The sequence below is a fragment of the Gellertiella sp. DMC107 genome, from assembly GCF_056313605.1.
In genome coordinates, this window is sequence record NZ_JBQUZZ010000005.1 from 1 (window position 1) to 25,467 (window position 25,467).

A 25,467-nucleotide genomic window follows, 5' to 3' on the forward strand; every position below is an offset into this window, starting at 1 on the left:
CAAGCAGGAGGTCTCTCAACGACTGTGTAGAACTCGTCCAGTCCTCCACCGAAGGTGGAGGTTTCTCTATTTCATAAAAAAACCCGGCGCGGGGCCGGGTCTTTTTCCGTTGAGCGTCAAGCCGAGGCTCAATCCTTCTTGGCGCTCGGCACGACGCGCAGCGCGAGTTCGCGCAGCTGGGCGGGTGTGGCCGGAGCAGGCGCGTTCATCAGTAGGTCCTGGGCCTGCTGGTTCATCGGGAAGAGCGAGATTTCACGCAGGTTCTTCGCACCGACGAGCAGCATCACCACGCGATCGATACCGGCGGCCATGCCGCCATGCGGCGGGGCACCGTACTGGAAGGCGCGGTAGAGGCCGCCAAAGCGGTCTTCCACGTCCTGCTGGGAAAGACCGACCTTTTCGAAGGCCTTCACCATCAGTTCCGGCGACTGGTTACGGATCGAACCGGACGCGATCTCGAACCCGTTGCAGACCATGTCATACTGATAGGCCTTGATGGTCAGCGGATCCTGGTTTTCCAGCGCATCCATGCCACCCTGCGGCATGGAGAAGGGATTATGGGCGAAATCCACCTTCTTCTCGTCTTCGTTCCACTCGTAGAAGGGGAAGTCCACGATCCAGCACAGTTCGAACCGGTCGCGGTCGACGAGGTTCAGTTCCTCGCCGGCGCGGGTGCGGGCTTCGCCTGCGAACTTGTAGAACTTGGCGGGATCACCGGCCACGAAGAAGCAGGCATCGCCATCGCCGAGGCCGAGCTGGGTGCGGATCGCATCGGTGCGCTCTTCGCCGATGTTCTTGGCAAGGGGGCCGGCACCCTCGAGCTTCTCGCCTTCCTTGCGCCAGAAGATGTAGCCGAGGCCCGGCTGGCCCTGGCTCTGCGCCCAGGCATTCATGCGGTCGCAGAAGGCGCGGGAGCCGCCGGTCTTGGCCGGGATTGCCCAGACCTCGACCTTCGGGTTGGAGGCGATCATGTTGGCGAAGACCTTGAAGCCCGAACCGGCGAAGTGTTCGGTCACGGCTTCCATGACGATCGGGTTGCGCAGGTCCGGCTTGTCGGAACCGTATTTGCGGATTGCATCGTCATAGGCGATGCGGGGGAAGGTCTGGGTGACCGGCTTGCCTTCGGCGAACTGCTCGAAGACGCCGCGCAGGACCGGTTCCATGGTGTTCCAGACGTCTTCCTGCTCGACGAAGCTCATTTCGAGGTCGAGCTGGTAGAATTCGCCCGGCAGGCGGTCGGCGCGCGGGTCTTCGTCGCGGAAGCAGGGCGCGATCTGGAAATAGCGGTCGAAACCCGCCACCATCAGAAGCTGCTTGTACTGCTGCGGCGCCTGCGGCAGGGCGAAGAACTTGCCTTCGTGGATACGGCTCGGCACGAGGAAGTCGCGCGCGCCTTCCGGCGAGGAGGCCGTCAGGATCGGGGTGGAATATTCGGCAAAGCCGATATCGCCCATGCGGCGGCGCATGTCGGCGATGATCTGGGTGCGCTTCACGATGTTCCGGTGCAGCGTTTCGCGGCGCAGGTCGAGGAAGCGATACTTCAGGCGCACGTCTTCCGGATAGTCCGGCTCGCCGAAGACCGGCAGCGGCAGTTCCTTGGCGGCGGAGAGCACCTCGATCTCGCGGGCATAGAGCTCGATCTCGCCGGTCGGCATGTTCTTGTTGACGGTGTCCTCGGTGCGGGCCTTGACCACGCCATCGATGCGGATCACCCACTCGCCGCGAACCGTTTCGGCCGTCTTGAAGGCGGGGCTGTCGGGATCGCAGACCACCTGCGTCATTCCGTAATGGTCGCGCAGGTCGATGAACAGAACGCCGCCATGGTCACGAACGCGATGGACCCAGCCCGACAGGCGAACGGTGGAGCCGACGTCGCTCTTGCGGAGGGCGGCACAGGTATGGGAGCGGTAACGGTGCATCGGAAATTATCCTAAATGTCTGGCAGGGGCCGTGAGTCCAGATCCGGTCCGGAATCCAACAGCTCATGAATCGCGGGGAAAAGCGCATGCGCGCGGGCGTTTGTCAAGGCTTGGGCGGCGCACCCAGCTTCTTGCACTGTTTTTCCCGTTTAAGCTCGCCTAGAAATTCAAATCCGCGAACACGGCAGGGATTCGCTCTGCGGGGTTCACGTTCGCTCCGTCGTTCCGCTTCCCTTCCCCGATGGCATTTCAGATGAATCAGATCCGGCCGCTCATTCCCCTTCTCGTCACCGCCGGGATCCTCATCGGCGGCAACGGTCTGCAGGGGACCTTCATCGCGCTTCGGGCGCTGGACGAGGGCTTTTCCACATCCCTGATCGGTCTGGTCGGTACCGGCTACAACATCGGCTTTGCCATCGGCTGCATCTATGTCACCCGGGTGATCCGGGCGATCGGCCATATCAGGGCCTTCTCAGCGCTTGCGGCCATGTCCTCTGCCGCGGCACTCGCCATGGCGCTGCTGATCGATCCGGTCTCCTGGTTCCTGCTGCGGCTGGTTTCGGGCCTGTGTTTTGCCGGCCTCTTCGCGGTGATGGAAAGCTGGTTGAACGCCAAGGTGAACAACGAGACGCGGGCGCGCACGCTCTCCGTCTATCGCTTCGTCGATCTCGGCGCCGTCACCCTCGCCCAATACATGATCCCGTCCGTCGGCATCGATGGCTTCGCGCTCTTCGCGATCATTTCCATGGCCCTCACCCTGTCGCTGGTTCCGATTTCCCTCACCGACAAATCCAGCCCGGCGCTTCCGGCGGCCATCCGTTTCGACGTGAAGGCCCTGTGGAACATCTCACCGCTTGCCACCGCCGGATGTATCGCCATCGGGCTCAGCAATTCCGCCTTTCGCTCCCTTGGCCCGATCTATGGCAAGGGGATCGGCATGTCGGTGACATCGATCGCCACCTTCATGAGCATCGGCATTCTCTCCGGCGTGGTGCTGCAATACCCGCTCGGCCATTTCTCCGACAGGCTGGACCGGCGGCTGATGATCCTGGTGTCCAGCGGCGGTGCGATGCTAGCCTGTCTCTTCATCGGCTTTGTCGCCAGGGACCATGTCTATCTGAACTATCTCGGTATCTTCTTCTTCGGTGCTTTCGCCCTGCCCCTCTATTCACTCTGTTCGGCCCATGCGAACGATCACGCATCGGAGGGGCAGCATGCGCTGGTATCGGCCGGCACGCTGTTCTTCTGGTCGGTCGGGGCCACCTTCGGCCCGATGGTGGCATCGATCCTCATCGAGCGGCTCGGCGCGGAAAGCCTGTTCCTCTATCTTGCCGGGGTCTTCCTGCTCTTCATTCTGTATACCCTCAACCGCATGCTGGTGCGGGAGGCGGTGCCGGTGGAGAAGCGGCGCGGGCGCTTCCGCAACCTGCTCAGAACCTCCATTTTCTTCAACAAGCTGGCGACACCGCCCGACGAACGCGACCGCGGAAACTGATCGACGTCAAGACATTCCGCGACGGAGTGTAGCAGACCCGGGGCGCTGCCGAAATTTATCTTGATTACAGAAGTCCACTTATGGAAAACGGAGCCGGAAACCAGGGATCGCACGCATGACCATCCTCAGCCGCCGCTCGCTTCTCAAAGCCACTGCCATTATCGGCGCATCGGGCGCTGCGGGACTTCTCGCGGGGCGGAACAGCCTCGCCGGGGCACTGGCCACGGGCCGCGACCCTGTCCTCCTCAAAGCCCGGCCCCTGGATTTCGACCTGACGGGCAAGGGCCCAACCAAAGGCATGATGACCTACGGCCCGGATAGCATGCCTCCCGTGCTGACGGCACGCCAGGGCGAGCCCTTTGCTGCCCGCCTCGTGAATGCGCTTGAGGAGCCCACGACCATTCACTGGCACGGCGTCCGGGTGCCGAATGGCATGGATGGCGTTCCCCTGCTGTCGCAGCCCTATGTCTATCCCAAGGATGGTTTCGACTATGCCTTCACGCCGCCCGATGCGGGCACCTTCTGGTATCACCCCCATTGCAACACGCTGGAACAGATGGGCCGCGGCCTTGCGGGCATGCTGGTCGTAGAAGGCAAGGACGACCCGTCCTTCGATGCCGACCTGCCGCTTCTGCTGCGGGACTGGCGCCTGGGCGGCAATGGGCAGTTCATCGAGGCCTTCAAAGCCCGGGATGCGGCAAAGTCCGGCACCTATGGCACCTTCCGCACGGCGAACTGGCAGAAGGAACCGCTGCTGGATGCTCCGGCCGGAGGCCTGGTGCGGCTCAGGATTCTTGCGGCTGACGTAACCCGCATCTACACGCTGAAGCTCGAGGGCGCCGAAGCAGACGTGATCGCCATCGATGGCAATCCGGTGCCGAAGCGATTCCGGCTGGACACGCTGATGGTGAGCCCGGGCCAGCGGCTGGATCTCGCGCTGCGCATGCCGGGAGACGAAGGCAGGGACGTTCGGCTGATGGATATTCGCGGCAGCCAGCCGAAGCTGGTGGCTCGCTTCCGGGCCTCCGGCCCGGATCTTAGACGGGCGCTTGACGATCTCGGATCGCTGACGGTCAATCCCGTGCCCGCTTTCGACCCCTCCGGTGCAACCAACCTGGACATGCAGCTCTCCGCCACGGCCGAATCCGCACCCAGGCAAAGCATTTGCGGCACACTCGGCTACACCTTCTGGTCCATCAACAATGTGGCGTGGTCGGGCGATACGGATCCGACCGCTCCCCTGGCGGAAATGAAACTGGGACGAAGCTACCGAATCCGGATCGCAAATCCGACCCCCCATGCCCATCCCATCCATCTGCATGGGATGAATTTCGTGGTTCTGTCCTCGAACATGCGGGAGGTCCAACCATTCGTCACCGATACGTGGCTGATGTTGCCCGACGAGAAGGCGGAACTCGGCCTCGTCGCGGATAATCCGGGCGACTGGGTGTTCCATTGCCACATCATCGAACACCAAAAGAGCGGGATGACGACCTATTTACGGGTGGTTTGAGGCAAAGCGTACAACGCCTTATTGACATCCGGGGTGTGAAGGGGAAAGGAAAAACACTCGCTCCTTTTCACGCCTGACTGGTATATTGATGCAGATAATCAACACCACGGCTGCCCTTGCCACCGCTTGCGAAACGCTCGCCCAGTCCGATTTCGTGACGATCGACACGGAATTCCTGCGCGAGACCACCTTCTGGCCGGTGCTTTGTCTGATACAGATGGCAAGCCCGACACTGGAAGTGATTGTCGACCCCATGGCAGACGGCATCGACCTCGCGCCCTTCTTTGCGCTGATGTCGAACGAGGCTGTCACCAAGGTCTTTCATGCCGCGCGGCAGGATCTGGAAATCGTCTACCATCTTGGCCGCATCATTCCGCGACCGATCTTCGATACGCAGGTGGCCGCCATGGTTTGCGGCTTCGGCGACAGCGTTTCCTATGACCAGCTCGTCCAGAAGACGAAGGGCGTACCGATCGACAAATCTTCCCGTTTCACGGACTGGAGTCATCGCCCGCTGTCGGAAAAGCAGCTGGCCTATGCGCTGGCCGACGTGACGCATCTGCGGGATGTCTACCTGCACCTCAAGGCTGAGCTTGAGCGCGAAGGCCGGAATCTCTGGGTGTCGGAAGAAATGGCTGTGCTGGAATCGCCGGCGACCTACGACATGGCGCCCGAAGATGCCTGGCTTCGTCTGCGCATGCGGCTGAAAAAGCCCCAGGAGCTTGCGGTTTTGCGTGAAGTCGCCGGCTGGCGCGAGCGGGAGGCGCGGGCGCGCAACGTACCCCGCTCCCGCGTGCTGAAGGACGATACGATTTATGAAATCGCCCAGCAGCAGCCGAAGGACAGCGAAGCGCTTGGCCGGCTCCGCACCGTGCCCAAGGGCTGGGAACGGTCCTCCGCGGGCACCCAGGTCATCGAAGCCGTCCAGCGGGCGCTTGCCCTGCCCCGTACCGAAATGCCCCAGCCGCAGCGTCACCAGCAGGCCCCCGAAGGAGCCGCCGCAGCCGCCGAGATGCTGAAGGTGCTGCTGAAGCTGATTTCAGAAAAGCACGGTGTCGCCGCCAAGGTAATCGCCAACAGCGACGATATAGACCGGATCGCCGCCGAAGGCGAACATGCCGATGTTCCGGCCATGCAGGGCTGGCGGCGCGACCTGTTCGGGGATGTGGCCCTGAAGCTCATTCGTGGCGACGTGGCGCTTCGCTTTGTGGACAAGAAGGTGGAGGCGGTGGAGATCTGAGCAGAGGGCGCGAACCTGCAAGCTCAGCGGGAAGAAGAACATTCCTTTTTCCCTCCCACCCCATATACGGTAAATCTACGGACTCGTTCTCGCTCGGGCGTTAAGATTTCAGACATAATTTGGTTTCTGTCGACCACAGTATCGAGAGAGACAGATGACCGCCCTTTCCAAGCTGCAATATGCCAACCGTTTCGGCAATGAAATCGCCCGTTTGGCCCATGAGACATCCATGGCCGCAGCCCCGGCACTCAGCCATCTTCCCCCGCGCTACTCCCGCTGGTTCTGCGGCGCGGACCAGGATCCCGGCTCCGCCGAGGAAACCGACCGCCGATACCGGCAGTTGAATGCCGACATGACCGCGATGGAAATCGCCATGGCCACGAAGAACAACCTGACAGCGCTCGGCGAGGATGCGAGCGACCTCATCGCCCACCGCCTTCCCGACGGTCACCGGATGCGCAAGGCCATTCGTTCGGCCGTCCTGCCGGATGCGCCTTACTTCGGCACGTGCAAGTTCGGAGAGATCATCAACGAGCGAAGCGCCGATACGCTGGGCGTCACGCAGATTTTCGTGGCCAATTTCCATGGCGACATCGATACGGCCCGGGCCGGGGGCATCTACCGTCCCCTCAGTCAGGAATTCGACCAGATGTTCTTCGGCATTCACATCATCGTGGACCGTTTCGGAAGCACGCTGGGCTTTGATTACGAGCGCGGCAAGAAAGGCATCGCTTTCAAGACGAGGGATACGACCGAAGCGCTCTATTCCATCGCTTCCGCCAGTACCGGGCTCAGCCGCGAGGCACTACAGGCCCGCGCAACGCGCCGGGTTGCCTGAGATCCGGCGTCGTGTCAGGCCATCTCCTGCTTGTCGAGCTGGTTCGCCACCAGCTTGGCAACCAGATGAACGAGGTTCTTGGCTTCCAGCCTCTCCTTCAGCCGGTCGATCCGGTGCTCGATCGTCCGGGGCGACAGGTTGAGAAGCTCGGCCATTTCCTTGGCCGTATGGCCCTCGATCAGCAACTGGACGATGCTGTCGTCGGTAATGTCGGTCTTGGCCTCCGCATTCGAGGGAATGAAGAAGCGGCCCTCCACCATGCTGAGACACCAGCCGGGGCGTCCTTCCGTCTTCTGCGGCAGGATCAGTCGATGATAGCCCACCCGGGCACCGACGAACCGCGTTCGCACCAGATCGAGGATCGGACGTTTCGTTTCGACCGCTCGCAGGAAGGGCGGAATGACGGATTCATCCATGTAGGTCCGGTTGAGAGCGCCCAGCTTGGTGTTGGGCAGTTCCTTGCGCACCCGATCGAGCAAGCGGCTCTTGAAGCCGAAATCCCTGACCCGTGTAAAACGCCATTCATAGGGATCGGCATGGTCGGTCTCGATCAGGTTGAGCGCCATCTTGACCGTAAGGCGGCTGGCCACCACCTCGACGAGCTCCTCGACCTTGAGAATTTTATCCCGCACCAGCCACAGATCCATCAGTTCATGCGACAGGGAATTGAAGCTGGTCATGCGAGCTACCATATTGTTTTTAATGTCAATTACGATATACGCATTGAAGAATAATGGTTAGTTACTTAAACGACCAATTAAATCGCAAGCGATCCAAATTCTAACAGAACGGGTAACCTGGCCCCTGTCGGGATCATTTTCCGCTTCCATCGCGATTCACGAGGATTCGTGTCGTACAGGCAGGCTGCAAAGCCGGATCGAAGGAAATTGTACTCAGAAATGCCCTTTCTGTCCCGAAAATCATCCGCAGCTTGCTCGACACGCTTGGTCGCAGTTCGGCCCCGGACTATACAGAATGCTATTGAAAAGGCAGGATACAACCCTGAGTAAAAACGCCTCTCCGGGAAGACGCGTTTTCAGGAAATTTTTCTCAACAACAGCGGTCGGGTTTCACAGAAAGCGGAAGAGCAGTTTCTTTCCGGTCAGCTTGGCCAGTTGCTGCAGGCGTCCTTCGATGCGTTCTCCGACGAAATCGCGGTACGCTGCGGGGACGACGAAATCGAGATCTGCGCCTGATGTTGCCGAAGGTGCAAAGGTCAAATTTCGGACGATACCCGGCATGGAAGCGGAGAAGAGATAGGCGATGCGCAAGAGCCCGCCCAGCGTCTTGGCACGCTCCAGCAGGCGGGGTGTGGCAATGTTGGCGAGGGGCATGGAGGCGGGATCGTCGCTCAGGCCCTCATAGCGGTAATAGTTCGTCAGGGCGATGAAGGCCCGGCCGGGATGGGTGATGCCGACGAAAGACCCATGGGCGATCACGTTCAGCGCCTGCAGTCCACGATAGTCCGGGTGGGCACGCCAGCTGATGTCGGCCAGCAGGCAGGCAGCCTGTCGGTACCGGGATTCATCCTCCGTTTCGTCGATGCCGAAGAACGGAAGCATCCGGCCAGACCAGTCGGCGATCTCGCGGGCGTGTTCTGGCGAGCGGGCGCGCAGGATGGCCAATTCGCTGGCCGCCGCGATCAGCGGATCGCGCTCCCGCTCTGAGCGGGGCAGCAGCGCGTAGAGATAGCCCTCTCTCACGCCCTGCGCGGAAAAGGAAATGCGGGACGGCCGCATGCGGGCAATGACCTCGCGCATGGCCAGCGCGCCATAGGGAATGAGACCGCGCCGGTTCTTGGAAACACCGGCAAAAGCCTTGGTGTCCTTGGCGTTGATCAGGGCATCCAGAAAACCGGTGGCCTCGTCATAGGAAATCTCGTAGCCCTGCATCATGTGCAGCGGGTAATCCCGTTGCTCCATATGCAGCTTGGCGATGTTTCGCCAGGTGCCGCCGACCGCATAGAAGGTGCGCCCCTGCCCCCGCGAAATGACGGGCGCCCGGGAGAGATGCTGCTGGATGAAGGCTTTCGCCTTGGCCAGAGAACCGTCTGCTTCCTCGGCGATGCGCAAGCCGCCGAGCGGCGTTGTCACCCCATCGCGCGTGTCGCGCTCGTGCACGTCGATGAGTTCCAGCGAACCGCCGCCGAAATCGCCGACCACCCCATCCGCATGGTGATAGCCGGACACGATGCCCATCGCGGAGAAATAGGCCTCTTCCTCGCCGGAGAGCACGCGCACGCGCGTTCCCAGGATCGCCTCTGCCTGACGGATGAAATCAGGACCGTTGGTGGCTTCCCGCGGCGCTGCGGTGGCGACGGCATGGAGTTCTTTGGCGCGCGACTGACGGCTGAGCGCGGCAAAGCGCTTCAGGGCAGCGAGCGCACGCGCAATGGCGTCCGCATCCATGCGGCCCGTGGTGGCTATGCCGCGACCCAGACCGCACATGACCTTCTCGTTGAAGAGAATGGCCGGCGCCCTCGAAAGGCCTTCATAAATCACCAGGCGGACCGAGTTCGATCCGATATCGACTACCGAAACGGGAGCGATCCCCGGCAGGCGCCCTTGGGCTTCAGATTCAACCATGCAGTTTCTTACGCTTCAGTTCGTGGAACGATCTTACGTCCTCAACCCGGATACCCGACCCGCGATCAGCTTCGGAGCACTGGACTTCAGGGCTTCGCCGCGGCCGGAAAGGCTGGGGTTCGTCATGAAATAATGCTGCGCGTTAAAGGGTTCCTCACCGGCCTTCACATCGATACGACGGGAAGTACCGTCGGGCAGTATCTCGTAGCTTTGCTGGTTGTCAATCAGGTTGCCGAGCATGATCTGGGACAAGACCTGCTCATGCACGGTTTTGTTCAGCAGGGGCACAAGCGTCTCGACGCGTCGGTCGAGATTGCGGGGCATCATGTCTGCGGAGCCTATATAGACAAGCGCCTTCTCGGATGGCAGGCCATAGCCGTTGCCGAAACAGAAGATGCGGCTGTGTTCCAGGAAGCGACCGACGATGGATTTCGCCCGGATATTGTCGGAGAGGCCCGGCACCTGGGGCCGCAGACAGCAGATGCCGCGCACGACGAGATCGATCTTCACGCCGGCGCTGCTGGCCGCATAGAGCGCGTCGATGATATCGGGATCGACGAGCGAGTTCATCTTCATCCAGATGGCCGCCGGCCGGCCGGCCTTGGCATGCTCGATCTCCTCGGCAATATGCTTCAGGATGCGCGGGCGCAAGGTATAGGGCGAGACCGCGAGCTTCATCCCCGCTTCCGGCTCGCCATAGCCGGTGATGAAATTGAAGACATTCGCCATGTCATGGGCGATCTTGTCGTTGCAGGTGAAGAAGGACAGGTCCGTATAGATCTTCGCCGTGACCGGGTGATAGTTGCCGGTTCCGAGATGGCAATAGGTCCGCAGCTTGCCGTCTTCGCGACGCACGACCATGGACATCTTGGCGTGGGTCTTCAATTCGATGAAGCCGAACACCACCTGCACGCCGGCCCGTTCCAGATCCCGCGCCCAGCGGATATTGGCCTCTTCGTCGAAGCGTGCCTTGAGTTCCACCAGCGCGGTTACGGATTTTCCCGCCTCCGCAGCGTCGATGAGGGCGCGCACGATGGGGCTGTCGTTGGAGGTACGGTAGAGCGTCTGCTTGATCGCCAGCACGTCCGGATCGCGCGCTGCCTGAAGCAGGAACTGCACCACCACATCGAAGGACTCGTAAGGATGGTGGACCACCATGTCCTTTTCCCTGATGGCGGCGAGGCAATCGCCGGCATGTTCGCGGACCCGCTCGGGAAACCGGGCATTGTAGGGCTGGAAACGAAGATCGTCGCGCGGGGCCTTGGCAATCTCGCTCATGGTGTTGAGCGCCAGAAGGCCGGGCAGAACCGCGACCCGGTTATCGGGAACGCCCAGTTCCTGAACCACGAACTGCCGCAGCGAGGCCGGCATTTCCGCATTGGTTTCGATGCGGATCACCGAGCCGCGGCGGCGGCGCTTGAGTGCCGTCTCGAAATAGCGCACCAGATCCTCGGCCTCTTCCTCCACTTCGATATCGCTGTCGCGAATGATGCGGAAGGTGCCGAATCCCCTCACCTCATAGCCCGGATACAAGCGGTGGATGAAAAGCCCGACCACATCTTCGAGCGCCATATAGCGCAGTGCGGTTCCGGCATCGGGCAGACGGACGAAACGGTCGAGCGCCGTCGGGAGGCGCAGCAGCGCCGTCATCGGCTCTTCGGTCCGCTTGCTGACCAGCTGCAAGCCCATGGAAAAGCCGAGATTAGGGATGAACGGGAACGGATGGGCGGGATCGATCGACAGCGGCGTCAGCACCGGGAAGATCGAGCGTTCGAATTCGTCGGCCAGCCATTCGCGATCCCGGTCCGAGATCGAGGCCGGGCGGACAATGAAGATATCCTCCCGTGCCAGATATTGCTGCAGGACGGCAAGCGATGCCTGCTGCTCCATCTGCAGGTTGTCGATTTCCTTCAGGATGTCTTCCAGCTGCTCTGCCGGCGCCTTGCCGTCGGGGCTCTTCATGGTCATGCCCTGACGCACCTGCCCCTCGAGGCCGGCCACGCGAACCATGAAAAACTCGTCGAGATTTGCCGCGGAAATGGACAGGAAACGCACGCGTTCCAGCAACGGATGCGATTCGTTCAGCGTCTCCTCGAGGACGCGGCGATTGAACTGGAGCCAGGAAAATTCGCGGTTGATGAACCGCTCCGGACTGCCTGCCAGATCGGATTGTATCCCCTCGGAGACCGCCGTCTCACTGGTGCTTTCCACCGTCGCCGCTGCCATGTCCATTGTCCGCCCCTCTCGTGCTCTGCCAAGGTCCTGCTCGCCCAGCAGATGCCATACCGATAGAAACCGCACTATTACAGATTTACGACAGTTGCGTGACAGCTATTCGCCGTCAAGAGGCGCTCCGGCGGCGACCAGCGCTTCCTGCACGAGCGGTCGCGTGATGCGCGTGCCGCGGGCAAGCGCCAGGAAATCGATGCGGTCCACCAGCTTCTGGGCCATTTCCATGGAGCGCTCCATGCGCTGCACGATATAATCGACCAGCTTCGGCTCGATCTGCAATTGCCGGTCCGCAAAGAGCTTGACGATGACCTGGGCGAGCAGATCCTCGTCCGGTTCGCCGATCTCGACCACGGTTGCCGCCTTCAGCCGGGAGCGCAGGTCGGCGAGTGCCACATCCCACATGCCGGGCCAGGTCCGCGCGGTCATCAGCAGGCTCTGGCCGTGCTGGCGCACCGCGTTGATCACGTGAAAGAGGGCTGTATCATCGAAGGCGATCCGGTCCGCATCCTCGAACAGCACGGGATTTGCGGCGGCTTCGAGGGCGGCATCGCCATTTGTTGCCGGCAGGATGGACCGGGCGCCGGACCGTTCCTTCCAGATGTCGGCAAGATGCGATTTTCCCGATCCGGCCGGGCCGACCAGAACGACAACCGGCGACGGCCATTGCGGCCACCGGTCGATCAGCTGGACCGCAGCGGCCAGCGGTCCGCCCACGGCCAGATCCTCCCGGCCGGTTGCCGGATCATGCGGCAATTCCAGAGGCAATTGTTCGTTCCTACGGGTACGCAAATCACGCATGACTTCAGACTAGCACAGGATGGGGAGAAAGCGGATCAGTCATCGACACCGATCTGCGACGGCACGGGAGGCGCGCGCAGGGCTGCGTGGCCGTGATAGAGATCGCTTTCGAGATAGCGACGGATGGCAAAACGCACCAGCACGCCGATGGCAGCCGAGGCCGGAACGGCAACGATAAGACCGACAAAGCCGAACAGAGCACCGAAGGCCAGCAGGGCGAACATCAGCCAGACCGGATGCAGGCCGATGCTTTTGCCGACGAGTTTCGGCTGCAACACGTTGCCTTCGATGAACTGGCCGAACAGGAAAATGCCGAGCACAAGACCGGGCATCCAGTAATCGGGCCAGAACTGAAAGATGGCCACGCCCAGGGACAGGCCCAGGCCGACCATGGACCCGATATAGGGAATGAAGCTGATCATGCCCACGACAAAGCCGATCAGCAGCCCGAAGTTCAATCCGACAAGGGTGAGCGCTGCCGCATAATAAAGCGCGAGGATGAGGCAGAGCGAGCCCTGCCCCCGGACGAAGCCGGCGATGGCCGCATCGATTTCGCGCGCGATTTCCCGCACCGATTCCACATGATCCCGGGGTATCCAGCTGTCCACCTTGGCCACCATGCGGTCCCAGTCGAGCAGCACATAGAAGGCGACGACGGGGGTGATCAGGAAAAGCGAGGCGAGATCGACGATCGCCTTGCCGGAACTCCAGATCTGGCCGAAGACGGCGGTTGCCACCGCTGCCCCTTCGCCGAGAAACTTCGTGGCATTGGCCTTGACCAGAGCAATCTGGCTGGTGACCCACTTCGGCAGGCGCTGCAAGCTCTCTGCCGACACTTCGCTCTGGAGTTTGCGCACATACTCCGGCGCATGGGCCGCGAGATCGGAAATCTGGGTGACGATCATGGGAATGATGAGCACCAGCGCCGCGGCAAACAGGACGAGGAAACCGAGCAGGATCACCACCGTCGCCATCATGCGGGAAAGACCCCGGGCTTCCAGCCAGTCAGCGACGGGATCGAGGAAATAGGCGAGCGCCATGCCGGCCGCGAAGGGCAGCAAGACGGAGCTGAAGGTCGTCAGGAAGAAATAGAACAGAACCAGGATGACCAGCCAGAACACCAGCTGGCGCTTCAGATACCCACTGGTAATATGCGTGACCATTCTGCCCCCAGGCTTTGCGGTTTGACGAAAATTGCTTGTCTCAACGGTCGGACGACCGGCCGGCAACACCCATATGCCGCATCCATATACGGAAATAGGATGCAGCGGAGACTGTGGTCAAGACGGCGACGGCGAGGATAAGCCCGTTGATGAGGAGCGGCAGGGCAAGACCGAAGGCCATGGCGCCGAGCGCAACCGCGACCAGGATGATCTGCGCAGCCGTGTTCGCCTTGGACACGAAAATCGGATCGGCCTCCATGGGCTGGCTCATGACGCTCGCCAGGATCACGGCGCCGACGATCAGCACGTCACGGGAGACGACAAGAAAGACCAGCCAGTCCGGCAACTGGCCGCCGATGCCGAGCATGACGAAAACCGTGACCAGAAGCAGCTTGTCTGCCAGCGGATCGAGCCAGGCACCGAGCTCGGACCGCTGGTTGAACCGCCGCGCGATGAACCCATCCACCGCATCGGAAATGCCCGCCCCCAGAAACAGGGCAAAGGCCATCAGCATATGCTGATGCGCAAGCGCATAAATGATGGCCGGAACCGCCAGAAAGCGGGCGATGGTGATGATATTGGGTATCGACATGGCCTGAATGTGTCCATTCGTCCGCCAGATTCCAAGCCCGCTTGGCACAAACAAATTCAGGTATCCCTCAAGGCATGAAAAGGGGCCACATGGCGGCCCCTTTCCGTTTGGCCATGGAAAGGTTCAGGCGTCACTCACAGCTTGAGAAAATCAGCAACCGCGCGGATGATTTCGGCATGCACGCTGCCGCGATCCGTTCCTGCCGGATCGTCGCAAATCGGATCTTCGCCTTCGTCCGCGAGAATGGCTTTTGCAGCCGGCTTGCAGAGGGCGAGAAAGGTGAAGTGATGCGCGCCCTTGATCAAAAGATGTTGCGCGCCCGCAACCCGCGCAGGCAGATTGCTGCCACGTTCGGTGAGGTCTACAGCCGGAAAGCTGGCTTTCTCACCAAGACTGATGAAGAGAACAGGCGCGGTTATCCGCGCGAGGCTCTTTTCCTGAAAGGCACGGGTAAAACCCGGATCGATGGCAATGATCGACTTGAAGCGCGTGTCCTTTCGGTCGGCCTCGGTCTCCGCATCGATATTGTTGAGATCGACACCGCCCTTGGCAAAGAAAGAGCAGTCCGTGGCGGCCTCGCCGAATTGGCTGCAATAGGCCGCATAGGCCTTGCGGTCGAACCGGGCACCGGCGTTTTCCAGAACGGTTGCCCCGCCAAGAGAAAAGCCGAGAGCGGTTATGCGGCTTGTATCGATCAGGGGGCCGAATGTCGGATCGGCAAGCAAAGTCGAAAGACCCGCCGAAAGATCGGATGCACGATCCTGCGCCAGGATCGATCGACGTGGCGAGCTGTCGCCGGAGGTGCTCCCGGGATGGTTCATCGCAAGAACGATTGCGCCACGCAGGGCAAGCGCTGAGGACAGCCAGCCCAGATTATGCATATTGCCGCCCGATCCGTGCGAGATCACCACAAGGGGATGCTTTCCCGGTGTTACAGCCGGGCCCACATAAACAGGCGTGCCATAAAACACTGCATCGTCTCCGAGCATGGTCTTGTAGGTTTTTGCAGCGGCCGGATACCAGATGGATGCGGCCACACTTTCTGACCGATGGGCTGGCTGAAAGCTCATCTTGTCATAGCCGGCGAGTTCTTGCGCCCGGGCCGAGGCGGTGGAAAAAAGGGAAATGGCGGCGAATGCAATGAATGCGGAACGGATCGTCATGGGAAGCTCCTCTGCAATGACGTTGACCGCCATGTCATCGGGCTTCCCATCGAGCTTATCGTCCTCAAACCGGTTTCAGGTCGCGCCATAACCGGATTTCGGCCAGAAGGCGGAAAAAGGAACCATACCTATGCTCACCATCCCGATTCCGCTCATGGCCCCCATCGTCCTTGCCTTTCTCGGTGTTCGGGAATGCTTGAAGGACCGGCGGTTACCGCCCCATGTCTGGCTGCTGTTCGCACTCTCCATACAGGGCGTGATCATCACCCTCGTCCAGCATTATGGCGTTGCAGCGCTTCGCCCGCTTCAGCCGCTGACTGCCTCCATGATCCCGCCCCTGGCATGGCTGACATTCATCGCCGTCAATCGCCGCCCGCTGAGCCTTTCTCTGGATTGGCATCACGGGCTTGGACCGGCTTTCTTCCTCTTCTGCCTGCTGGCCGCACGGCAATGGGTGGATGTGGCACTCGTCGTGCAGTTCAGCTGCTACGGTTTCGCCATGCTCTGGCAAAGCAGAACCGGGCCTGACGCATTGCCGATGGCAAATCTCGGGGCTGGCGATCTGCCCGTCATGACGTGGCGATTGCTGGCGATTTCGCTGATCTTATCTGCCGCTTCGGATATAGCGATCGCCGTTGCGTTCATGTTCCACATGCCGCAATTGAAGCTCTACCTCATCGATGCCGTGTCGGCCTTGACCCTGCTTCTCATCGGCGTGCTTTGCATGCCTGTCTCCGCTACCGAAACAGCCGATGTATCGGACGACATGTCGTCAGACGACGAATCCGCGGCGCACAACCCTTCCTTCGATGCGGAACTGGTTTCGCGACTGGAGAAACTTCTGTCCCAAACCAAGCTCTATCAGGAACCCGGTCTTACGCTTGCCAGGCTTGCCAAGCGCCTTAACGTTCCGGCCAAACACCTGTCCGGAGCCATCAATCGCCACAGCGGAGAAAGTGTCTCGCGATTTGTGAATGGCTACAGAATTCGGGATGCGGCAGACCGCATCCGATCCGGACAATCGATTACGTCCGCAATGCTCGACAGTGGCTTCAACACCAAGTCGAATTTCAATCGGGAATTTTTGCGCGTGCTCGGCGCGGCACCTTCCGCCTGGCGCGCCAGCCAGCGGCCGGAGCAAAGCTGAAAGGCTTGGACAGCATGGGATTTGGCCAGTCCCTTCACATGTTTTTGCTTGCATCTCTCCCCACCCCATGCGAATGCGCAACCACGGAAAAGATAGGGTGAAATGCGATGAGCCAGTCGGAAAAGAACGGTCTGACCTATAGCGATGCGGGCGTGGATATCGATGCCGGGAACGCCATGGTCGAGAAGATCAAGCCCGCCGTCCGCTCGACCCGGCGGCCCGGTGCGGATGGCGAGATCGGCGGCTTCGGTGGCCTGTTCGACCTCAAGGCTGCGGGCTTCAAGGACCCGATTCTTGTGGCCGCCAATGACGGCGTCGGCACCAAGCTGAAGATCGCCATCGATGCGGACCGTCACGACACCGTCGGCATCGACCTCGTGGCCATGTGCGTGAACGATCTGGTCGTGCAGGGTGCAGAACCCCTCCTCTTCCTCGACTATTTCGCGACCGGCAAACTGGATCCGGATCAGGGCGCTGCTATTGTCGAGGGCATTGCGGAAGGCTGCCGGCAGGCGGGCTGCGCGCTGATTGGCGGTGAAACCGCCGAGATGCCCGGCATGTACAAGGGCGGCGACTACGACCTCGCCGGGTTTGCCGTCGGCGCTGCCGAGCGCGGCGAATTGCTGCCCTCCGGCGATATTGCCGAAGGCGACGTGATCCTCGGCCTTGCCTCCTCCGGCGTCCACTCGAACGGCTATTCGCTGGTTCGCAAGATCGTGGAGCTGTCGGGCCTCGGCTGGAACGACAAGGCCCCCTTCGATGGCGCGAAAACGCTCGGCGAAGCCTTGCTCACCCCCACGCGGATCTATGTGAAGCCGCTTCTGGCCGCCATTCGCAAGACGAAGGCGCTGAAGGCGCTCGCCCACATCACCGGCGGCGGGTTCCCGGAAAACATTCCGCGCGTGCTGCCGAAGCACCTGGCCGCCGAGATCGATCTCGCCGCCATCACGCCGCCGGCCGTGTTCTCGTGGCTCGCCAAGACCGGCGGTGTCGCCGAAAAGGAAATGCTGCGGACCTTCAATTGCGGCATCGGGATGATCGTCGTCACCGCTGCCGACAAGGCCGATGCGGTGATCGAAGCGCTGACCGCCGAAGGCGAGACGCCGGTTCGCCTCGGCCGCATGGTCGCCCGTGCGGAGGGCGCTGCCGGCACGATCTACAAGGGCGCGCTTAGCCTATGAGCCAAGCCCGCCGCCGCGTCGTCATCTTCATTTCGGGCAGCGGTTCGAACATGGTGGCGCTGGCGCGCGCCGCCGGGGCTGCCGATTTCCCGGCCGACATCGTCGCGGTCATTTCAGACAAGCGGGAGGCTGGCGGGCTGGCGAAGGCAGAGGCCATGGGCATACCGACCTATGCTTTCGTACGCAGCGACTATGCCAGCAAGGCGGATCACGAGGCCGCGATCCTCGACTGCCTCGCCGGCCTGAAGCCCGATGTGGTTTGCCTTGCAGGCTACATGCGGCTGCTTTCAGCCAATTTTATCCGCCAATACGAAGGCCGGATTCTGAACATCCACCCTTCCCTGCTTCCCCTGTTTCCCGGTCTTCACACGCACCAGCGGGCAATCGATGCCGGCATGGCGGAAGCGGGCTGCACCGTGCATGTGGTCACCGAGGGCATGGATGAAGGTCCGGTTCTGGCTCAGGCCCGCGTGGCTGTCCTTCCCGGCGACACGGCCGATATCCTGGCCGCCCGCGTGCTGACCGAGGAGCACATGCTTTACCCATCCACCCTCAGGGCTTTTCTGCTGAACCTTTCGTGAAGGGCCATTTTTGGGCCCATTCTTTGCCTTTTCGCACTATTGCCGAGCAAACTCCCCCTCGACTAAGGGTTTTTAACAACCATTAGCCGAGGAAATCTTTCATGAAGATCACAGGTCTCTTGGCCGGGGCCGCGATGATCGGCCTTGCGGCCGGCGCGGCTTCTGCTGCCGAAACGACGCTTTACACCAATGCGGACAAGAGTTTCTCGCTGTCCGGCGGGGTCGGGCTCATGAATATCGATGCGCGGGAATTCGTCTACGACGGCGACTATACCGTATCCCGGCTCGACTGGGAGAGCCGGGGTGTCGTGCTGTTCACGCTGAACGGCGAGGCCGAATTGCCCTATGACTTGCTGCTCAAGGCGTCGATCAGCACGGGCATGAAGGGCGACGGCCACATGGTCGACTATGACTGGATCTATCCGGGCAGTGGCGGACCGAATGGACCGGATGACTGGACCGACCGTTCGCTGCACCCCGAAACCGCACTTGACCATTACTGGGCCGGCAGCCTGGAGATCGGCAAGACGGTGTATTCGACCGAGGATACAGCGCTCAGTCTCGGCGCCGGGTTCAAGTATACGGATGTGAAGTGGGCCGCCACCGGGGGCAGCTACATCTACTCGGTCGATGATTTCCGCGACAGGATCGGCAACTTCAAGGACGGCGAGCGCGTGATCAGCTATCGCCAGCAAATTCCGGTTCTCTATGCGACGGCTGGCGTAACGCATGACATCGGCGCGCTGACCCTTGGCGCGGGGCTGAAAGGCGGCCTTTCCTTCGGGATCCGGGACACGGACGACCATTGGCAGCGCGACCTGCGTTTCTATGACAACATGACCGCCGCTCCGATGCTGGGCGTGGATCTGTCGGCCAATTACCACTGGAACGAAAATTCCACGATCTATCTGGCCGGCGGTTTCGAGAAGATCTTCACCGCCCGCGGCGACGTGGAAACGATCAATACGGTGACGGGTGGCACGTCCGTCAACGAGGATGCCGCGGGGGCGGATTTCCGCTCCCTGCAGGTCTCCTTCGGCGTCTCCATGAAGTTCTGACGGCTCACGCCGGATAAGGGAAAAGCCGGGCCTGAGGCCCGGCTTTATCGCCTCAACGCCCCTTCAGGCGCTCGATTTCCGCCCATTGCAGCAGCATCACGGTCTTGGCATCGCAGATGGCGCCGGTGGCCACAGCGCTCAAGGCCTCATCGAGCGACATGTCGAGGACTTCGATATCCTCATGCTCATGGGCCACGCCGCCACCCGCTTCCATTCGATCCGCCACATCCACGTCTGCCACGAAGAAATCGATGGTCTCCGTAACCGCACCCGGCGACATGAAGGCGCGAAAGAGGAACCGGGGCGCACCGACACGATAGCCGGTTTCTTCCATGGCTTCCCGGCGGATCGCCTCTTCCGGCGTCTGTCCGTCAAGAAGCCCTGCGGGCGTCTCGATCAGCCAGCCGCTATGGCCGTTCTGGTGGGCCGGCATGCGGAACTGCCGCACCAGGACGATGCGGTCGCGCTTGCGGTCCCGCAGAAGGATCGTCGCACCATTGCCGCGGTCGTAGACCTCCCGCTTCTGGCGCACTGTCTGGCCATCCGATCCCGTATAATCGAAGGTCACATTGCGCAGGTGATACCAGTTCCGGGAGAGGGTCTCGTCCTTGACGATCTCGACTTTTGCGCTGTCGAAACGGCTCATGCTTCCCTCCGCAGCCAGACCTTGGTGTCGTGAACGGCCGCTCCGCCATGGGGCGCCACGGCGTCCGCACCGGTCAGCACATTGATCCCCTCGCCATCCAGGTGAGCCCCGTTGGGCCAGATACCCTCGGCGATGAGAACGCCATGCCGGACCGTATCCGAGATCTTCGCATGGAGACGCACCGTGCCCCTGTTATTGCCGATCCTGACGATCTCTCCGTCCGCAATCGACAGCCGCGTGGCATCTCCCGGCGACACCAGCAGTTCAGGCCGGCCTTCTTTCTGGCGGGAGGTCGGCATTTCGGTGAAGCTCGAATTCAGGAAGTTGCGGGCCGGCGATGTGGCCAGCCGGAACTGATGCTCCGCATCGGCCGTCTCGATCAGGTCGACGTGATCGGGAAAAACCGGCAGCGATGCGACGGGTCCCAGATTGCCCAGGCTTTCCGGCGGCTTGACCGGGGACGGACCACCGAGCCAGTCCGGACGGAAACGGAAGCGCCCGTCGGCAAAAGCGAAACCATCGATAAAATGCGCGGTTTCGAAAGAGGGCTGGAAATCGATCCAGCGATTTTCAGCCAGGTCCTCTACCGTGCCCCTGCCGCTCCGTTGCAGAATGCGGTCGATCATGTCCCGCTCGGTGAAGCCGAAGCCGGGACGATCGGCCACGCCGAGCCGCTTGGCCAGTTCCTCGATGACAAAGAGATTGGTGCGGACCGTCTCCGGCGGCTCCACAAGTTTCGGGCCGAACAGCAGATGGCTCTGTCCGCCGCCGCGATAGATATCGTCATGCTCGACGAACATGGTGGCCGGAAGCACGATATCGGCCAGCATGGCCGTGTCGGTCATGAAATGCTCGTGAACGGCGGTAAAGAGGTCGTCCCGGAGAAAGCCCTGCCGCACCAGCCGCTGCTCCGGCATGACATTGGCGGGATTGGTGTTCTGGATGAGCATGGCCGTAACCGGCGGACCGCCGCGCAATGCATCCCGGTCGCCGGTGAGCACGCGCCCGATTTGCGACTGGTCGAGCACCCGGATTTCCGGATCCTCCATGGCCGTGCCCATCAGCTCGGATTTATCGAGACCGAAGATCTGCCCATTGTTGTGGAAGGCGCCGCCACCCTCATATTGCCAGGCGCCCAGGACGGTTGCGATGGACGCTGCCGCATGCATGGCGACCGCGCCATTGCGCTGGCGGGTGAAACCGTAGCCGAGGCGGAAGTAGCTTCGCTTGGTTTCGCCGACGAGCCGGGCGAAGGCCTCGATTTCGTCAACGGACAGACCGGTAATGGCCGCCGCCCATTCCGGCGTGCGGGTGGCGAGATGCGCCTCGAGGCCTGCGGGATCATCCGCATAGCGCGCCATATAGGCGCGGTCGGCATAGCCGTCGCGGAAGGCCACATGCATGACCGCACAGGCCAGCGCCGCATCCGTGCCGGGGCGCACGACAAGGCCAATGTCCGCCTGCTTCATCGTGGCATTTTCGTAGACGTCGATCACCACGATCTTCGCCCCGCGCTCCTTGCGGGCGCGGATCGCGTGGGTCATCACGTTCACCTGGGTGACGACCGCATTGGTGCCCCAGATGACCACGCAATCGGATTTCGCCATTTCGCGCGGATCCGGTCCCCTCAGGGCGCCTGTCCCCATCACGAAACCGGTCCAGGCCATGTTGACGCAGACCGTATCGAAGAAGCCGGAATACCGCTTGGCAAAGCGCAGGCGCTCGATGGAATCGCGCTGCACCCAGCCCATGGTGCCGGCATAGAAATAGGGCCAGACGGCCTCCGACCCGTAACGGGCCTCAGATTTCTGGAAAGCGTCGGCGATCTCGTCTAGCGCCGCGTCCCAGCCGATCTCCTGCCAGTGGCCCTCTCCCTTGGCTCCCTTGCGGCGCTTCGGAGTCAGCAGCCTGTCGGGGTGGTAGAGACGCTCCGCATAGCGGGCCACCTTGGCGCAGATGACACCCGTGGTGTAGCTGTTGTCGGCGGAGCCGCGCATGCGGCCGATCCGGCCATCCGCGCCGATCTCCACGTCGAGCGCGCAGGTGGAGGGGCAGTCATGCGGGCAGGCCGTATGACCGGTGCGGGATTTTGTCAGCTCGGGGGTCGCAATGTTCATGCCCTTTGTATAGGACAAAGCCAACCGGCACAGAAGGCCCGGACGCGCGCTCCAAAAGATTTCATCGAGGCATCACGGCAGATGAACTATCGTCATATCTACCATGCAGGCAATTTCGCGGATGTGCTGAAGCATGCGGTTCTCGCCCTGCTGATCCGCTATCTGCAGAAGAAGGACGCCGCCTTCCGTGTGCTGGATACGCATGCGGGGATCGGGCTTTACGATCTCTCCTCCGTCGAGGCGCAAAAGACGGGGGAATGGCAGGGCGGGATCGGCAAACTGATCGATGCGGAATTTCCCGAAGCGGTCGCGGCCCTGCTTGAACCTTATCTGAGCGCCGTCCGGTCCTTCAATCCGAAGGGGGGTCTGACGAAATATCCCGGCTCGCCGGCCCTTGCACGGGCGCTGTTCCGGCCGCAGGACCGCCTCTCCGCCATCGAGCTGCACCCCGACGACTGCCGGGCACTTGCGCGCCTTTTCGAGGGCGATCATCAGGTCCGCGTCACCGAACTCGACGGCTGGCTGACGCTCAAGGCGCATCTGCCGCCGAAGGAAAAGCGCGGTCTCGTTCTCGTCGACCCGCCCTTCGAGCTGGAGGGCGAATATGAGCGGCTGGTCAAGGGCCTCGCCGAAGGCTGGCGGAAGTTTCCGGGCGGTACGTTCTGCCTGTGGTATCCGATGAAGAAGGGGGCGCCGATCCCCGCGTTCCACGAGGCGCTGAAAGCGCTGGAAATCCCCAAGATGCTCTGCGCCGAACTCAGCGTGATCAGCGATCGGGAAACGACCGGTCTCAACGGCTCCGGTCTGGTGATCGTCAATCCGCCCTACACGCTGAAGGACGAACTTCACGTCCTGTTGCCCGTTTTGAAGGAAACGCTGGCAATCGACCGATATGCCTCGCAGCGGGTGTTCTGGCTGCGGGCGGAAGACAAGAAATAGCTTCCGCCCGAGCGCGGCCTGGCCTATGGTCCTGCTGCCCGCTTGAGGGTTTGCCAGGACTGGAATTGCCTTCCCATGCGCCGTTTGCTCGGTATTCTTCTCTTTGTCGCCCTTGCCATTGCCGGGGCCCTGCTGAAGCAGCAGCCTTCTCACCCCACCCCGCCGAAAACAACGGCAGAGCGACAGGCGCCCGCTGCGCCGGAACGGCCCTTGCAGCCGGAGGTCGTCAAGGCCCCGGCCCCGCAGCGGACCGGGCCTGGCTATGTGCTGTCGCTGAGCTGGTCACCGGCCTTTTGCGCCAGCCGCGACCCCGAAGGAGATTCCGACCAGTGCGAGATCGGCGGCGGCAGCGGGCTGGTGGTGCATGGCCTGTGGCCCGACGGGCGTAGAGAATTCTGCGACACATCGGAGCCCGACCGGCTGCGGGACGACGTGGCACGGGATGTGCGGCGCTATATGCCAAGCGTTGGGCTTGCCCGCCATGAATGGCAGAAGCACGGCAGCTGCTCGGGCCTGAGCCAGCGGGACTATTTTGCGGCAACGGAACGGGCCTGGAACAATTTCCGGCAGCCCGATCTGCTGCGGTCGGCCAGCCGCGAGCAGCGCATCGAACGCAACCGGCTGCTCGATGCGATCGCGAAGGTCAATCCGGGGATGCCGGGCAATGCGGTTGCCCTGCAATGCGGCAAGGGCGGGACGCTGAAGGAAATACGCGTCTGCCTGGATGGCGGCCTGTCGCCCCGCGCCTGCCCGACGGATACGCGCCGCTCCTGCTCGGGCACGATCACCATTCTTCCCCTCCTCTGACAGGCGAAAGGTACCGGTCATGATGAAGATCCTTTGCTCTCCCACCTCCCCCTATTCCGCCAAGGTGCGGATGGCCGCCCGCCATCTGCGATTCAAATATATGGAGGTGATGGTGGATACGGTTGCCGCACCGGCCGAGCTGGTCGACAACAATCCGCTCGGCAAAATACCCGTTTTGCTGCATGGCAAAGGCAAGGCGGTCTATGACAGTCGCGCCATCATGCAATTTTTAAACCGGGAATCCGGGGGAAAGCTCTATCCGGAAAAGGACCGCAAGCGGACGGAGGCCGAGGTGCTGGAAGCGCTGGCCGACGGGATCTGCGATTGCCTGCTCGCAATCATCTACGAAAAGCGGATGCGGCCGGAGGAAAAGCAGCATGCGCCCTGGACCGAGCGGCAATGGGACAAGGCCAAACGCGGCCTGGCCGCGCTCGAAACGAAGCCACCGAAGCTCGGCAAGACGCTGCATGGCGGCCATTTCGCGGTGGCCGCGCTGCTGGGCTACCTGGAGCTGCGGTTCAAGGGTGAATGGGAGGCCGATCATCCGAAGCTCGTGGAATGGGCGACCGCGTTTTCCGGGCACTTTCCCCATTACGGTGCCATGAAGCCGCAACAGCCCTGACCGGGCCTGTCCGCAAGGCGGTTTCAAACCGTTGCTTCGCGCAAAAAGAAAACCGCCGGCCCGGATATCCGGGGCCGGCGGCTTCTGGATCGTCGGTGCGATCGTCGGCGATCAGAACTTGACGCCAACACCAACCTTCAGGCTGTGTTCGTCATAGCCGCGCTCGGCAACGCCGGAAGCGAGGTTGAAGTTCTTGTCCTGGTAGTCCGAGTAACGATATTCGGCGCGAGCCGAGATCGAGTCGGTCAGCATGGTTTCGGCACCAGCGCCAGCGGTCCAGCCGAGGGCGTTGCGGGTGTCGGAGGTGGTGGCGTCGGAGCCCTTCAGACGGGCAGCAGCCACACCGGCGGTGCCGTAGACGAGAACCGGACCGGTGTCGACACCGATACGGCCGCGCAGCGAGCCGTTGACGCCCTGCTTGGTCTTCACGCCACCGGTGACGTTGTCGTTGCCGGAGTAACCGATATCGGCTTCACCGCCGTATACAAGCTGGCCGTCCTGCATGTTGTAACCGCCGTAGAGCTGGCCACCGGCTGCCTTGTCGTCGAAACCGTTCTTGTCGAAGCGGCCGAAGTTGTAGGTGGCGGCGCCACCGACATAGGCACCACCCCAGTTGCCGGTTGCAGCCGGCTGTTCATAGGCCTGCGGTGCTTCCGGGATCGAGTCGATGGCGTCGGCTGCATGGGCAGCGGCGGCGAAGGTCATGGCAGCAACCGAAGAAGCCATGAGAGAGACGATAAACTTACGCATTTCTTTCTCCTTTCGATCCTTCCGGAGCGGGGCCATGGGAGGGCCGTTCGTTTCGGAGGATTATCTGTTTGCCTGCTTGGC

21 protein-coding genes and 1 pseudogene are annotated in these 25,467 nt (G+C 61.8%); 11 read left to right on the plus strand and 11 right to left on the minus strand.

The features are described from left to right. Nucleotides 1–128: 128 nt before the first annotated feature. On the minus strand, nt 129–1,919 hold the full coding sequence (gene aspS, locus ACT54B_RS16205; protein ID WP_476046271.1) for an aspartate--tRNA ligase: 1,791 nt from the start codon (nt 1,917–1,919) through the stop codon (nt 129–131). Nucleotides 1,920–2,172: 253 nt separating this feature from the next. Between aspS and ACT54B_RS16210 the strand changes: the two genes are divergently transcribed. From ACT54B_RS16210 to ACT54B_RS16225, 4 genes are all read left to right on the plus strand, one after another. Further along, nucleotides 2,173–3,414, plus strand: a complete 1,242-nt coding sequence (locus ACT54B_RS16210) for an MFS transporter (protein ID WP_476046273.1) — start codon at nt 2,173–2,175, stop codon at nt 3,412–3,414. A 115-nt stretch (nt 3,415–3,529) separates the two neighbouring features. Further along, nucleotides 3,530–4,927 carry a multicopper oxidase family protein gene (locus ACT54B_RS16215; RefSeq protein ID WP_476046274.1) on the plus strand — a complete coding sequence of 466 codons (1,398 nt, stop codon included), beginning with the start codon at nt 3,530–3,532 and terminating at the stop codon, nt 4,925–4,927. A gap of 94 nt (nt 4,928–5,021) precedes the next feature. Next, entirely contained in the window at nt 5,022–6,167 is a 1,146-nt protein-coding gene (rnd, locus tag ACT54B_RS16220) for a ribonuclease D (RefSeq protein WP_476046877.1), read from the plus strand. A 154-nt stretch (nt 6,168–6,321) separates the two neighbouring features. Continuing rightward, the gene (locus tag ACT54B_RS16225) at nt 6,322–7,005 is read left to right on the plus strand and encodes a hypothetical protein (protein WP_476046276.1); all 684 of its coding nucleotides are present in this window, start codon (nt 6,322–6,324) and stop codon (nt 7,003–7,005) included. Between the two features lie 14 nt (nt 7,006–7,019). Here ACT54B_RS16225 and ACT54B_RS16230 read toward each other — a convergent pair whose 3' ends face one another. The 7 genes and pseudogenes from ACT54B_RS16230 to ACT54B_RS16260 form a co-directional block, all read right to left on the minus strand. Then, nucleotides 7,020–7,685: a response regulator transcription factor gene (locus ACT54B_RS16230; protein WP_476046278.1), complete on the minus strand. Its 666-nt coding sequence runs from the start codon at nt 7,683–7,685 to the stop codon at nt 7,020–7,022. A gap of 390 nt (nt 7,686–8,075) precedes the next feature. Continuing rightward, nucleotides 8,076–9,590: an exopolyphosphatase gene (gene ppx, locus ACT54B_RS16235; RefSeq protein WP_476046279.1), complete on the minus strand. Its 1,515-nt coding sequence runs from the start codon at nt 9,588–9,590 to the stop codon at nt 8,076–8,078. A 33-nt stretch (nt 9,591–9,623) separates the two neighbouring features. Next, nucleotides 9,624–11,762, minus strand: a pseudogene (locus tag ACT54B_RS16240) (RNA degradosome polyphosphate kinase); the annotation flags it as partial. Nucleotides 11,763–11,921: 159 nt separating this feature from the next. Further along, nucleotides 11,922–12,620 (minus strand): DnaA regulatory inactivator HdaA, encoded by a 699-nt coding sequence (hdaA, locus tag ACT54B_RS16245; protein ID WP_476046281.1) that lies wholly within the window; start codon nt 12,618–12,620, stop codon nt 11,922–11,924. A 35-nt stretch (nt 12,621–12,655) separates the two neighbouring features. After that, complete coding sequence (locus ACT54B_RS16250) at nt 12,656–13,783, minus strand: AI-2E family transporter (protein ID WP_476046283.1); 1,128 nt, start codon at nt 13,781–13,783, stop codon at nt 12,656–12,658. A 40-nt stretch (nt 13,784–13,823) separates the two neighbouring features. Beyond that, nucleotides 13,824–14,375: a CDP-alcohol phosphatidyltransferase family protein gene (locus ACT54B_RS16255; protein ID WP_476046284.1), complete on the minus strand. Its 552-nt coding sequence runs from the start codon at nt 14,373–14,375 to the stop codon at nt 13,824–13,826. 134 nt (nt 14,376–14,509) lie between these two features. Beyond that, a complete protein-coding gene (locus ACT54B_RS16260; protein ID WP_476046285.1) occupies nt 14,510–15,538 on the minus strand; it encodes an alpha/beta hydrolase family protein in 1,029 nt (342 codons plus the stop codon). A gap of 130 nt (nt 15,539–15,668) precedes the next feature. Between ACT54B_RS16260 and ACT54B_RS16265 the strand changes: the two genes are divergently transcribed. The 4 genes from ACT54B_RS16265 to ACT54B_RS16280 all read left to right on the plus strand — a co-directional run bounded on the left by ACT54B_RS16265 (nt 15,669) and on the right by ACT54B_RS16280 (nt 19,505). After that, nucleotides 15,669–16,685: a helix-turn-helix domain-containing protein gene (locus tag ACT54B_RS16265; RefSeq protein ID WP_476046287.1), complete on the plus strand. Its 1,017-nt coding sequence runs from the start codon at nt 15,669–15,671 to the stop codon at nt 16,683–16,685. 107 nt (nt 16,686–16,792) lie between these two features. After that, entirely contained in the window at nt 16,793–17,866 is a 1,074-nt protein-coding gene (purM, locus tag ACT54B_RS16270) for a phosphoribosylformylglycinamidine cyclo-ligase (protein WP_476046289.1), read from the plus strand. Then, nucleotides 17,863–18,447, plus strand: a complete 585-nt coding sequence (gene purN, locus ACT54B_RS16275; protein WP_476046291.1) for a phosphoribosylglycinamide formyltransferase — start codon at nt 17,863–17,865, stop codon at nt 18,445–18,447. Before purM ends, purN begins: the two co-directional genes overlap by 4 nt. A gap of 101 nt (nt 18,448–18,548) precedes the next feature. After that, complete coding sequence (locus ACT54B_RS16280; RefSeq protein ID WP_476046292.1) at nt 18,549–19,505, plus strand: omptin family outer membrane protease; 957 nt, start codon at nt 18,549–18,551, stop codon at nt 19,503–19,505. Between the two features lie 52 nt (nt 19,506–19,557). On the opposite strand, the gene ACT54B_RS16285 is transcribed toward ACT54B_RS16280, so the two are convergent. Together ACT54B_RS16285 and ACT54B_RS16290 are read right to left on the minus strand one after the other, a co-directional pair. After that, entirely contained in the window at nt 19,558–20,151 is a 594-nt protein-coding gene (locus ACT54B_RS16285; RefSeq protein WP_476046294.1) for an NUDIX domain-containing protein, read from the minus strand. Beyond that, entirely contained in the window at nt 20,148–22,268 is a 2,121-nt protein-coding gene (locus tag ACT54B_RS16290) for a molybdopterin oxidoreductase family protein (protein ID WP_476046295.1), read from the minus strand. Before ACT54B_RS16290 ends, ACT54B_RS16285 begins: the two co-directional genes overlap by 4 nt. A gap of 81 nt (nt 22,269–22,349) precedes the next feature. Here ACT54B_RS16290 and ACT54B_RS16295 point away from each other — a divergent pair, with 81 nt between their 5' ends. The 3 genes from ACT54B_RS16295 to ACT54B_RS16305 all read left to right on the plus strand — a co-directional run bounded on the left by ACT54B_RS16295 (nt 22,350) and on the right by ACT54B_RS16305 (nt 24,636). Next, nucleotides 22,350–23,207: a 23S rRNA (adenine(2030)-N(6))-methyltransferase RlmJ gene (locus tag ACT54B_RS16295; RefSeq protein WP_476046297.1), complete on the plus strand. Its 858-nt coding sequence runs from the start codon at nt 22,350–22,352 to the stop codon at nt 23,205–23,207. Nucleotides 23,208–23,282: 75 nt separating this feature from the next. Beyond that, nucleotides 23,283–24,014 (plus strand): ribonuclease T2 family protein, encoded by a 732-nt coding sequence (locus ACT54B_RS16300; RefSeq protein WP_476046299.1) that lies wholly within the window; start codon nt 23,283–23,285, stop codon nt 24,012–24,014. 22 nt (nt 24,015–24,036) lie between these two features. Then, nucleotides 24,037–24,636: a glutathione S-transferase family protein gene (locus ACT54B_RS16305; RefSeq protein ID WP_476046879.1), complete on the plus strand. Its 600-nt coding sequence runs from the start codon at nt 24,037–24,039 to the stop codon at nt 24,634–24,636. 111 nt (nt 24,637–24,747) lie between these two features. On the opposite strand, the gene ACT54B_RS16310 is transcribed toward ACT54B_RS16305, so the two are convergent. Further along, nucleotides 24,748–25,386, minus strand: coding sequence for an outer membrane protein (locus ACT54B_RS16310; RefSeq protein ID WP_476046301.1), 639 nt, complete (start codon nt 25,384–25,386; stop codon nt 24,748–24,750). Between the last annotated feature and the right edge of the window lie 81 nt (nt 25,387–25,467).

Excerpts from the sequence above, each read along its gene's own strand:
- ACT54B_RS16210 (WP_476046273.1), top strand. The coding sequence starts at position 2,173 with ATGAATCAGATCCGGCCGCTCATTCCCCTTCTCGTCACCGCCGGGATC.
- ACT54B_RS16230 (WP_476046278.1), bottom strand. The coding sequence starts at position 7,685 with ATGACCAGCTTCAATTCCCTGTCGCATGAACTGATGGATCTGTGGCTG.
- aspS (WP_476046271.1), bottom strand. The coding sequence starts at position 1,919 with ATGCACCGTTACCGCTCCCATACCTGTGCCGCCCTCCGCAAGAGCGAC.
- ACT54B_RS16295 (WP_476046297.1), top strand. The coding sequence starts at position 22,350 with ATGAACTATCGTCATATCTACCATGCAGGCAATTTCGCGGATGTGCTG.
- ACT54B_RS16310 (WP_476046301.1), bottom strand. The coding sequence starts at position 25,386 with ATGCGTAAGTTTATCGTCTCTCTCATGGCTTCTTCGGTTGCTGCCATG.
- ACT54B_RS16255 (WP_476046284.1), bottom strand. The coding sequence starts at position 14,375 with ATGTCGATACCCAATATCATCACCATCGCCCGCTTTCTGGCGGTTCCG.
- ACT54B_RS16225 (WP_476046276.1), top strand. The coding sequence starts at position 6,322 with ATGACCGCCCTTTCCAAGCTGCAATATGCCAACCGTTTCGGCAATGAA.
- ppx (WP_476046279.1), bottom strand. The coding sequence starts at position 9,590 with ATGGTTGAATCTGAAGCCCAAGGGCGCCTGCCGGGGATCGCTCCCGTT.
- ACT54B_RS16290 (WP_476046295.1), bottom strand. The coding sequence starts at position 22,268 with ATGAACATTGCGACCCCCGAGCTGACAAAATCCCGCACCGGTCATACG.
- purN (WP_476046291.1), top strand. The coding sequence starts at position 17,863 with ATGAGCCAAGCCCGCCGCCGCGTCGTCATCTTCATTTCGGGCAGCGGT.
- ACT54B_RS16280 (WP_476046292.1), top strand. The coding sequence starts at position 18,549 with ATGAAGATCACAGGTCTCTTGGCCGGGGCCGCGATGATCGGCCTTGCG.
- ACT54B_RS16265 (WP_476046287.1), top strand. The coding sequence starts at position 15,669 with ATGCTCACCATCCCGATTCCGCTCATGGCCCCCATCGTCCTTGCCTTT.
- ACT54B_RS16260 (WP_476046285.1), bottom strand. The coding sequence starts at position 15,538 with ATGACGATCCGTTCCGCATTCATTGCATTCGCCGCCATTTCCCTTTTT.
- ACT54B_RS16250 (WP_476046283.1), bottom strand. The coding sequence starts at position 13,783 with ATGGTCACGCATATTACCAGTGGGTATCTGAAGCGCCAGCTGGTGTTC.
- ACT54B_RS16215 (WP_476046274.1), top strand. The coding sequence starts at position 3,530 with ATGACCATCCTCAGCCGCCGCTCGCTTCTCAAAGCCACTGCCATTATC.
- ACT54B_RS16305 (WP_476046879.1), top strand. The coding sequence starts at position 24,037 with ATGAAGATCCTTTGCTCTCCCACCTCCCCCTATTCCGCCAAGGTGCGG.
- ACT54B_RS16285 (WP_476046294.1), bottom strand. The coding sequence starts at position 20,151 with ATGAGCCGTTTCGACAGCGCAAAAGTCGAGATCGTCAAGGACGAGACC.
- purM (WP_476046289.1), top strand. The coding sequence starts at position 16,793 with ATGAGCCAGTCGGAAAAGAACGGTCTGACCTATAGCGATGCGGGCGTG.
- hdaA (WP_476046281.1), bottom strand. The coding sequence starts at position 12,620 with ATGCGTGATTTGCGTACCCGTAGGAACGAACAATTGCCTCTGGAATTG.
- ACT54B_RS16300 (WP_476046299.1), top strand. The coding sequence starts at position 23,283 with ATGCGCCGTTTGCTCGGTATTCTTCTCTTTGTCGCCCTTGCCATTGCC.